Origin of the sequence: Daejeonella sp. (genome assembly GCF_036405355.1) — a bacterium.
Lineage (GTDB): Bacteria > Bacteroidota > Bacteroidia > Sphingobacteriales > Sphingobacteriaceae > Daejeonella.
The window spans coordinates 1-9468 of record NZ_DASWXT010000016.1 but is presented as its reverse complement, the minus strand read 5'-3'; the positions used below and the strand labels follow the sequence as shown (position 1 = coordinate 9468).

General features: G+C 39.2%; 12 protein-coding genes. All 12 read left to right on the top strand.

Annotation, left to right across the window (positions count from 1 at the left end):
- Window positions 1–209: 209 nt before the first annotated feature.
- The gene (locus tag VGE44_RS01940; RefSeq protein ID WP_331076078.1) at window positions 210–1226 is read left to right on the top strand and encodes a hypothetical protein; all 1017 of its coding nucleotides are present in this window, start codon (window positions 210–212) and stop codon (window positions 1224–1226) included.
- A 62-nt stretch (window positions 1227–1288) separates the two neighbouring features.
- Window positions 1289–1726, top strand: a complete 438-nt coding sequence (locus VGE44_RS01935) for a cytochrome B (protein ID WP_331076077.1) — start codon at window positions 1289–1291, stop codon at window positions 1724–1726.
- A 237-nt stretch (window positions 1727–1963) separates the two neighbouring features.
- Window positions 1964–3373, top strand: a complete 1410-nt coding sequence (locus tag VGE44_RS01930; protein ID WP_331076076.1) for an anthranilate synthase component I family protein — start codon at window positions 1964–1966, stop codon at window positions 3371–3373.
- Between the two features lie 92 nt (window positions 3374–3465).
- A complete protein-coding gene (locus VGE44_RS01925) occupies window positions 3466–4029 on the top strand; it encodes an anthranilate synthase component II (protein ID WP_324487987.1) in 564 nt (187 codons plus the stop codon).
- 18 nt (window positions 4030–4047) lie between these two features.
- A complete protein-coding gene (gene trpC, locus VGE44_RS01920) occupies window positions 4048–4869 on the top strand; it encodes an indole-3-glycerol phosphate synthase TrpC (RefSeq protein ID WP_331076075.1) in 822 nt (273 codons plus the stop codon).
- A gap of 100 nt (window positions 4870–4969) precedes the next feature.
- On the top strand, window positions 4970–6157 hold the full coding sequence (hflX, locus tag VGE44_RS01915; RefSeq protein ID WP_324487985.1) for a GTPase HflX: 1188 nt from the start codon (window positions 4970–4972) through the stop codon (window positions 6155–6157).
- A gap of 93 nt (window positions 6158–6250) precedes the next feature.
- Window positions 6251–6634 (top strand): 30S ribosome-binding factor RbfA, encoded by a 384-nt coding sequence (gene rbfA, locus VGE44_RS01910; protein WP_331076074.1) that lies wholly within the window; start codon window positions 6251–6253, stop codon window positions 6632–6634.
- 5 nt (window positions 6635–6639) lie between these two features.
- Window positions 6640–7269 carry a PAQR family membrane homeostasis protein TrhA gene (trhA, locus tag VGE44_RS01905; protein ID WP_331076073.1) on the top strand — a complete coding sequence of 210 codons (630 nt, stop codon included), beginning with the start codon at window positions 6640–6642 and terminating at the stop codon, window positions 7267–7269.
- A 54-nt stretch (window positions 7270–7323) separates the two neighbouring features.
- On the top strand, window positions 7324–7983 hold the full coding sequence (locus VGE44_RS01900) for a TonB family protein (protein ID WP_331076072.1): 660 nt from the start codon (window positions 7324–7326) through the stop codon (window positions 7981–7983).
- A gap of 9 nt (window positions 7984–7992) precedes the next feature.
- On the top strand, window positions 7993–8307 hold the full coding sequence (locus tag VGE44_RS01895; RefSeq protein ID WP_331076071.1) for a hypothetical protein: 315 nt from the start codon (window positions 7993–7995) through the stop codon (window positions 8305–8307).
- 18 nt (window positions 8308–8325) lie between these two features.
- The gene (aat, locus tag VGE44_RS01890) at window positions 8326–8961 is read left to right on the top strand and encodes a leucyl/phenylalanyl-tRNA--protein transferase (protein WP_331076070.1); all 636 of its coding nucleotides are present in this window, start codon (window positions 8326–8328) and stop codon (window positions 8959–8961) included.
- Between the two features lie 81 nt (window positions 8962–9042).
- A partial coding sequence (locus VGE44_RS01885; RefSeq protein WP_331076069.1) for a trimeric intracellular cation channel family protein occupies window positions 9043–9468 on the top strand: 426 nt, incomplete at its 3' end.

The window sequence follows — 9468 nt, the reverse complement described above, 5'->3', positions numbered from 1 at the left end:
GCGAAGATTTGGGAAATACCTTAACCGGGAAATAACTGCTTCGTGAAGGTTCGACTCCTTCCCTTACAGCAAACCTTATTCAACAGGTTTATAATTGGTTAGTTTAAATAAGCTCCTGCCCATCAGGAGCTTATTTTATTTAAAGATTTTAGCATCTCAAAAATAGCTTGAGTATTTATTCGTTTCAACTCTTAACTTTGGAACTCAATATGAAATCAAGAATCCTGTTTTATATAATCATCTGTATTCTTCCGTCGCTCATTTTTTCATCCTGTGTGAAAGATGAAAATGAGGCAATGCCTAAAAGTACAGTGTCAAGATTGTATGTTTCAAATGCAGATACGGATGCGGCAGTTAACAGCACCCTTATCTTTGATCCTGCAGATCAGACTAAATTTACCGAACCTTATAAATTCAATTCCCAATTACCTGATGGTAACGGTATCCTGTTTGATCCTTACTCAGGTGTGGTATTTCAGGTCAGCAGGTTGAATAAAAATATCAAGACTTTTAAGGTAAACACTGACGGAAGCCTGGTTAGCAAGAGTTCCTTTGTACATGAAGGTTTGTTGAGCGCCCGTGAAATGGCTTTTGACCGATCCAGGGATATGTTATATATATCCAGTAATATCGATAGTGCGATTTATGTATACAATAATGTAAGCACTCTAAAGGATATTGTTTTGGCTGACAAGAAGCTAAAGCTCGATGGACAGCCCTGGGGAATTCATCTAGATAATGACCGGCTTTATGTGGTGATTGATCAAAACAGGGCAGAGGTGCAGCTATTTGAAAATGCTTCAGCATTAGCCGTAGGGCCAATACTTCCAACAAAGAAAATTATAGTGAGCGGTGCTACGAGGCTCCATGGTATTACTTATTCATCTTCGAGGGATGTTCTGATCCTGACTGATATAGCCGAAGCAAGTGCAGCTGGCTTTGATTCTGATGGGTCTATTCATATAATTACAGATGCCAGTTCAAAATTTACAGAATCTGGTGCCCCGATTGTTCCTTCAAAGACCATGAAGGGTGCTCTTACCGGACTCGGAAATCCAGTGGATGTGGCCTGGGACGACCGGGAAGGCAAAGATTTGATCTATATAGCTGAAAAGGCTAAGCGTAAAATTCTAGTCTTCAATTACTCAGGAACAGGTAATATTGCACCTACTGTTATTGCAGATCTGACAAGCAGCCCCGAAGCTATTTACCTCGATGCCCGTTAAGCGTATTTTGGATTGTTATTAATGCAGGTTTTTTCTTTACTTTGGTTACAAATTTAAATGATATGTATTCTACTTTATTAGGCTTGCACTCCGGACTTCGATATATAGTCCTTTTATTATTGGCTGTTGCTTTATTATTAGCTATAGTTGGATTATTTGGTAAGAAGCCATATACACAAACCAACCGCAAAGTGAATTTATTTGCGATGATCTTTACTCATACACAGTTTCTCGTTGGACTGATACTTTATTTTTTCAGTCCGGCAGTAAATTATGCTAATATGGGCGAAGCAATGAAAGATGCAATGACCCGTTACTGGACTGTTGAGCATTCAGTTATGATGCTGTTTGCAATTGTTCTGATTACTGTAGGTCATTCCCGTTCCAAAAAAGCTGCGGATGGTTTCAATAAACACAGATCGATTGCTTTGTACTATGGTTTAGCTGTTTTGGTTATTGTGGTGGCAATTTATCAAAGTGGTCGCCCGATTTTAGGATAAACAAACGAAAAAATTTGCATTCTCAAATTTCTTTATATTTTTGTGAGCGATGAACATCAAACAAAATACAGCAAATTGGTGGTGCACTTTAGAAAAGGGCGCAGGGAACAGGTATTTTGATCAATTTTAATCAAGTAAAACCTTAAAAATATAAAACCCGACGCCCTGAGACGTCGGGTTTTTTTATGGTCTGTGATTGCAAAAAAATTGAATCCAGATCAGAAAACATAAATTACTATGAAGAAATATAAATTATACACTTCCCACAAGAAATTGCTTGCCGATACCACTACCCCGGTGAGTATATATTTGCGTTTACGCGATGTTTTCCCAAACAGTATTTTGCTTGAAAGTTCTGACTATCATAGCAGAGAAAACAGTCTCAGTTATGTTTGTTGTGATCCAATTGCAGGTATAGTTTTAACAGCAGATAAACTGGAGACCTATTTCCCTGACGGCGAAAGGGAGCAATATCCTCTGAAAGATCTTGAACTGAAGAAGCAGGTTTCAATATTCAGGAAACAGTTTGAATCTACATCAACCGATGATTTTAAGTTTATTTCAAATGGTTTGTTCGGTTATTTTGCTTACGAAAGCGTAGAGCATTTTGAAGATATCAAATTACACTCAAAACCTGCAGAGGGAAGGGATATACCATTAATGCAATATCATGTTTACAGGTATATTATTGTCATTGATCATTTCAAGAATGAATTATATCTGCTGGAACACCGGACAGAAAAGAACACACCCGACGGGCTGGAGAAGATTCAGTATCTGATCCAGAATAAAAACTTTCCAGAGTATAAATTCAATCTCAATGGAGAGGAAAAATCTAATTTTACCGATGAGCAGTTTATCAGCCTTGTAGAAAATGTAAAAAAACATGTTTACCGCGGGGATGTCTTTCAAATTGTTCCTTCCAGAGCTTTCTCTAAACCATTTTTAGGAGATGAATTTAATGTATATCGGGCATTAAGGTCGATAAACCCTTCTCCCTATCTTTTTTATTTTGATTATGGTGATTTTAAGTTATTCGGATCTTCACCCGAAGCACAGCTCACCATTAAAAATAATGTTGCAACTATTTACCCGATTGCCGGTACTTTTAAAAGGACTGGAAACAGCCTTCAGGATGCCGAACTCGCTGAAAATCTGAAAAGGGATGTCAAGGAGAATGCCGAGCACGTGATGCTGGTTGATCTGGCCAGAAATGATCTGAGCAGACATTGCGATAAAGTTGAAGTGAAGTCATTTAAAGAGATTCAATACTATTCACATTTGATACACATGGTTTCTAAAGTGACCGGTCAGTTACAGAGCTCGGTTGATCCTTTTGATGTTGTTGGGGATACTTATCCCGCAGGAACACTAAGTGGAGCACCGAAATATATGGCAATGCAGCTTATAGATCGTTTTGAAGGACAGAAACGAGGGTTTTATAGCGGAGCAATCGGATTCATGGGCTTTAACGGCGATTTTAATCATGCAATAATGATCCGCTCATTCCTTAGCCAGAATAATGTGCTCCATTATCAGGCAGGTGCGGGTATTGTGGCAGATTCAGACCCGCAAAGTGAGCTCAATGAGGTGAATAATAAAATAGCGGCATTAAGGAAAGCTCTGGAATTAGCTGAGGAGCTGTAGTGTTGGGAATGGGGACCTGATAGATATCGGGAAGGGAATAGGAAATAGGAAAGGAACCAGATGATTCGGGTTCCTAAAAAACAAAAAATAAAATGAACATACTCGTTATAGACAATTACGACTCATTTACCTTTAATCTGGTACATCTGCTGCATGAAACAGGTCATCAGGCAACGGTATGGAGAAATGATAAATTCAAGCTGGCTGATGTGAATGATTTTGAAAAAATCCTGCTTTCTCCAGGGCCTGGAATACCATCAGAGTCAGGCCTTTTGCTGGATGTGATCCGAACTTATTCTCCCACAAAGAGTATTTTGGGCATTTGCCTTGGCTTACAGGCAATTGCCGAAGTTTTTGGAGGTGAATTGTACAACCTGTCCCGCCCGGTTCATGGAAGAGCCACAGAGATTACCGTACTCGACGAAAATGAAAAGCTGTTTAAGGACTGCCCCAAACAGTTTAAGGTAGGGCGCTATCATTCATGGGCAGTCAGGAATGACCTCGTTCCCGATGTGATCAATGTAACAGCCACGGATCCTGAAGGAGTGATCATGGCATTGAGTCACCGTACCCTCGACGTACGTGGTGTGCAGTTTCATCCTGAATCTGTACTTACTGAACATGGGAAACTGATGATCTCTAACTGGTTGAGTTGAGACAAGAATTTTTAAGATATGACTACAAGTGATACGAATTCCAAGAACGCTTCTGGCGGAAATATTCTCGATAAGATTGTTCTGAAGAAGAGAGAAGAAATTGAAGCAGCAAAGCTTAAAACTAAGTTGGAGCAACTGAAGAAGAGTGACTTATTTTCACGGGATTGCTATAAACTGCGTGATTTTATATTAGATCCTGAACGTACAGGAATAATTGCTGAGTTTAAACGTCAATCTCCATCCAAAGGAATTATAAACGACCGCCTGTCTGTTGAAGAGGTTACCAATGGCTATGCTGCTGCCGGGGCATCTGCACTTTCAGTCCTGACCGACCGGAGTTTTTTTGGTGGAAAAGATGAGGATTTGATCGAGGCAAGAAAGGTAAATAATCTGCCATTATTGAGGAAGGACTTCATGCTTGATGAGTACCAGATCTTTGAAGCCAAAGCATTGGGGGCGGATATCATTTTGTTGATTGCTGCTATTTTAACTCCAGCCGAAGTGCGAAAACTTGCAAAATGTGCAAAAGATCTGGGTCTCAATGTCCTTTTGGAAGTTCATAACAGAGAAGAATTAGATCGCAGTATCTGTGATGATTTGGATGCTATAGGGGTAAATAATCGAAACCTGGGGGATTTCTCAGTTTCCGTGCAGCATTCTTATGACCTTGTTGAGCATATTCCATCGAGGTTTTTGAAAATTTCTGAAAGCGGAATCAGTGATCCAAAAACGATTAGGGAATTGAGAAACGCAGGATTTGATGGGTTTTTAATCGGAGAAAACTTCATGAAGGAAACAGATCCAGGCAAGGCTATGAAAGAGTTTGTATCCAGGATTTAAAGACCATTATATTATAGGATTTGCCTGGGAATATTCTGACAGCCTGCTGTTCAATTACTCCGGGTCAAACTCTTATCTTTGCAATTATTAATACATGTAAATGCCCAGACAAAAATTTTTCGATACTGAAGCTAAGCCTGAAAGAGCGGTTCTTGTGGGTATAATTACGCCGGGCGAGACAGAGGAGCAAACCCATGAATATCTGGATGAGCTTAAATTTTTGGTTGAAACTGCCGGCGGAGAGACGCAAAAGGCATTTACACAGAGGATGCAGCGTCCTGACAGAGCTACATTTGTTGGAACCGGAAAACTCGAAGAAATCAATGCATACGTTAAGTCGGAAGAGATTGATATGGTCATTTTTGATGATGAACTTTCCCCTTCCCAACTAAGGAATATCGAAAATGAACTGCAGGTGAAAATACTTGATCGCAGTAATCTGATTCTTGATATTTTCGCAAAAAGAGCACAAACATCTCAGGCAAAAACTCAGGTTGAGCTCGCACAACTACAATACTTACTTCCCCGCTTAACGCGTTTATGGACTCACCTTGAGCGGCAGAAAGGTGGTATCGGGATGCGTGGTCCGGGTGAAAGCCAGATTGAAACTGACCGTCGTTTAATTCTGAATAAAATATCCTTATTAAAAGAGCGCTTAAAAGAAATTGATAAGCAAAATCTGACCCAAAGGAAGAACCGGGCTCAGTTGGTTAGGGTTTCACTTGTTGGATATACAAACGTTGGCAAATCAACGATCATGAATATGATCTCTAAATCGGAAGTATTTGCAGAGAATAAACTTTTTGCTACACTGGATACCACAGTGAGGAAAGTTGTGATTGAGAATTTGCCTTTTCTGCTCTCAGATACTGTAGGATTTATTCGCAAATTACCCCATCATCTGATCGAATGTTTCAAATCAACTCTTGATGAGGTTCGTGAAGCTGACATTTTAATACATGTGGTTGACATATCACATCCCAATTTTGAAGATCAGATAAATACAGTCAATGAAACCCTGAAGGACATGGGGGCAATCGATAAAGAGATAATTACCGTATTTAATAAGATTGATGCCTATAAACCTGCTGATTTTGACCCGCAGGATGAGCATCCGCCACTTACTCTTGCCGACTTTAAAAACAGCTGGATGAATAAGGACAGAAATCCGGCAATTTTTATTTCGGCATTGAATAAAGAAAATATTGAAGAATTCAGGGCATTGTTATATGAAAAGGTAAAGGCGATTCATACGAAACGTTACCCTTATGATAAATTGCTTTATTGATCAGAATAAGCTATTGAATGAGCCTGCATCGATTAAAACTGAAACATTCAGATTGATTTTTTTAATTTATTAACTTTCTTAATCCCCAATTTTATGGAATCTAAACGTCAACAGAAGTTTGCAGGAGTTATTCAGAAAGATCTGGCTGAGATATTCCAGCGGGAGGGATTGAATTTTTTACCCAATATCATGGTAACAATAACCAAAGTGAGGGTTTCTCCAGATCTGGCTATCGCCAGAGTCTATTTGAGCTTTTTTAACAGTACCAATAATTCACTGGCATTAAATACTATAAAATCTCATTCCAATGAGATCCGTTATAAATTAGGTAATCGTATCAAGGATCAGGTACGAATAGTTCCACATCTTGAATTTTTTCTGGATGATACCAGTGAATATGTTGAGAAGATGGATAAACTCTTCGAAAAGATTGGTAAAAAGCCTCGTCAGGCAGATGAACCGGGCCAGGATGATTGATTGCAATGAGAACCATTCGTGAGCCAGTAAATTTTTATACCCATCTAATTCCGGCCATTCTCGCAATTCCCGGAACTATTCTCCTGCTCAAAAGGGCAGATTTGCCAATTGAATATACAGCTGCCTGGGTTTATGGAATCTGTACCGTCGTTTTGTTTGGAATAAGTTCAATTTATCATAGTTACCCCAATACAGAAGCTGAGGTCAGGTTCTGGCAAAAGATCGATCATTGCTGCATTTACCTTATGATAGCCGGATCCTACACACCAACGGCTTTACTTGTGTTTGATGGGTATACCCGATGGACCCTCTTTGGAATGATCTGGACCATTGCATTAGCCGGATGTACATTAAAAATTTTTAACCGCCTTCAGCATAAAGGACTTTCCCTTGGGATTTATATCGCAATGGGGGCATTAATTGTTCCTTTAATGAATGAAATGGCAGAAAAACTATCCATATCTGCTATAGGCTGGATGCTGCTTGGAGGGGTATTCTATATTGGGGGTACCGTTTTCTATTATAAGGATAAGCCAATGGGAAAGAACATTCATAGTCATGAAATCTGGCATCTTTTTGTTGTTGCCGGAGCACTTTCTCATTACATTTATAATTACCTTTTCCTGTTTGCCTGAGTAAATTGACCTTACAATAATAATCATATCCCTATTTTTTCGTTAAATTAGAATATGGCTCTCAACTTCATTTTTAGTTTATTCCTGCATCTTACATCACTATTTGCTGATGATCAACCGGTATTTAAGGGGAAAAATTTAAGCACCTTTATTTACAATGTTATGATCTATCCGGAATACTCCAGGGATAACTGTCTTCAGGGGACGGTTACTATAAGTTTTAAACTGAATAAGCAGGGGCGTATTTACCAATCAGAAGTACAGAAAGGCTTTGGTACAGATCTCGACCTTGAGGCATTGCGTGTTGTTCGCCTCACCTCCGGTAAATGGATTATGCCTGCAGATTACGATACCCTGGTCTCAATGGTTTTGCCGGTAAATTTTACATTGCGTGACTTTAAATGTGAGCAGCGTTCAAAGGATGAAATTAGTGCAGCAATCAATGCTTATCAGGCAAGAAGGGGAATGAGTGAAGTAATCTTTAATTATTATGATAAGAAAGTTCCCGGAGTCACAGATGAAGCCGGTGAAATGCGGATGGAGGCGCTTAAATACCAGTTAGGATATGATGAAAAATTCATAGACCGTCTGTTAAAGCAGGCACAGCGTAAGCTAAAACAGGAGGATTTTGAGGGTGCATGCGAAGACTTTCACATCATCAGAAGGCTTGGCAGCGATAAGTCAGCATCCTTTATTGAGCAGTATTGCAAATAATCCAGCAATGTGAAAAATAGTGATATGCCCGACAGATCAGCGTCATCTAAAAATTCAGGTATTAATAAGGTATTGTTTATCCTGAGTATCATTACAATTCTGTCCTGGTTGACAGCAAAGTTTTTAAATGCTTATAATGATGCCTTTATTGGAGCAGTTTTCAAACTGTTATGGCTTCCAATGACAGTCTCTGTTTTTATCGGGCTTGTATTTTCAATTATTTTATTTGTAAAGGATAAGTACAATCCGGGATTGCTGGCAATATATGCGACCGTTTTACTATTAGTTGCACTTTATATTCTCATTTTCTTTAAAAGCAATTAATTTCAATCGCTGTAAAGAATGATTATTCAACTATCGAAAGATAAGATCTGGTTCCCACCCCCCGAACTCGCTGATGAGGATGGTTTACTGGCAATTGGAGGTGATCTTTCGGCACAAAGACTACTTTTGGCTTATCGGAATGGAATTTTTCCCTGGTTCTCTGAGGGTGATCCAATATTATGGTATGCTCCGCAGGAGCGATTCGTATTGTTTCCTGAAAAATTGAAAGTGTCTTCTTCCATGCTTAAGATTTTACGATCCGGCAGTTTCAGAATCACTTACGATCAGGCTTTTACCAGGGTGATAAATGCCTGTGCTAATTCTATCAGAAAGGATCAGAAGGGAACCTGGATCACTGACACAATGAAGTCGGCTTATATTCAATTACACAATCTTGGTTATGCTCATTCTGTTGAAGTGTGGGAGAATGACCTGTTGGTTGGAGGTTTGTATGGTGTTCAGATCAATCATGTTTTTTGCGGGGAAAGCATGTTCTCAAATGTGAGTAATGCATCAAAAGCAGCCTTGATTTCTTTATGTCAGCACAAAAATTTTAAGCTGATTGATTGCCAGGTTTATACCAGTCACCTGGAAAGTATGGGTGCTGATTTTATCTGCTTAGAAGAATATCTTGTTTTTCTCAATGATATCTGAAACCGGCTTATTTTGCAATAGCTATTCATTCTTAACCTTTATTCATAAATTAATTCATTATTTTCTATTTTAGAAATCAGGATGCAATTACCTTATTATATCGACCTTATAGGAACGCTGGTATTCGCCGTATCAGGTGCATTGGCGGCTTCGGATAAAAATATGTACCGCGACATTTTTGGTGTTACATTCACAGGTTTTGTTACCGCTGTTGGCGGGGGTACCCTCAGAGATATGATTTTGGGTGTCCGCCCAACCTGGGTTGTGGATGGGAATTATCTGATTGCGATAACTTTGGGTGTAATCATTGCTATTTCTTTTAAATATTATATCCTTAAATATCGCCGTACTTTTTTCCTCTTTGATACTTTGGGTATTGCGCTCTATACAGTCGTAGGAGTTCAGAAAGCTTTGTTTTACGATGTTGCTCCTCTTGCGGCCATCATTATGGGTATGTTTTCTGCGGTTATGGGCGGCGTTATCCGGGACACCCTGATTAATGAAGTA

Coding starts and splice junctions, on each gene's coding strand:
- VGE44_RS01940 (WP_331076078.1), top strand. CDS start 210: ATGAAATCAAGAATCCTGTTTTATATAATCATCTGTATTCTTCCGTCG.
- VGE44_RS01935 (WP_331076077.1), top strand. CDS start 1,289: ATGTATTCTACTTTATTAGGCTTGCACTCCGGACTTCGATATATAGTC.
- VGE44_RS01930 (WP_331076076.1), top strand. CDS start 1,964: ATGAAGAAATATAAATTATACACTTCCCACAAGAAATTGCTTGCCGAT.
- VGE44_RS01925 (WP_324487987.1), top strand. CDS start 3,466: ATGAACATACTCGTTATAGACAATTACGACTCATTTACCTTTAATCTG.
- trpC (WP_331076075.1), top strand. CDS start 4,048: ATGACTACAAGTGATACGAATTCCAAGAACGCTTCTGGCGGAAATATT.
- hflX (WP_324487985.1), top strand. CDS start 4,970: ATGCCCAGACAAAAATTTTTCGATACTGAAGCTAAGCCTGAAAGAGCG.
- rbfA (WP_331076074.1), top strand. CDS start 6,251: ATGGAATCTAAACGTCAACAGAAGTTTGCAGGAGTTATTCAGAAAGAT.
- trhA (WP_331076073.1), top strand. CDS start 6,640: ATGAGAACCATTCGTGAGCCAGTAAATTTTTATACCCATCTAATTCCG.
- VGE44_RS01900 (WP_331076072.1), top strand. CDS start 7,324: ATGGCTCTCAACTTCATTTTTAGTTTATTCCTGCATCTTACATCACTA.
- aat (WP_331076070.1), top strand. CDS start 8,326: ATGATTATTCAACTATCGAAAGATAAGATCTGGTTCCCACCCCCCGAA.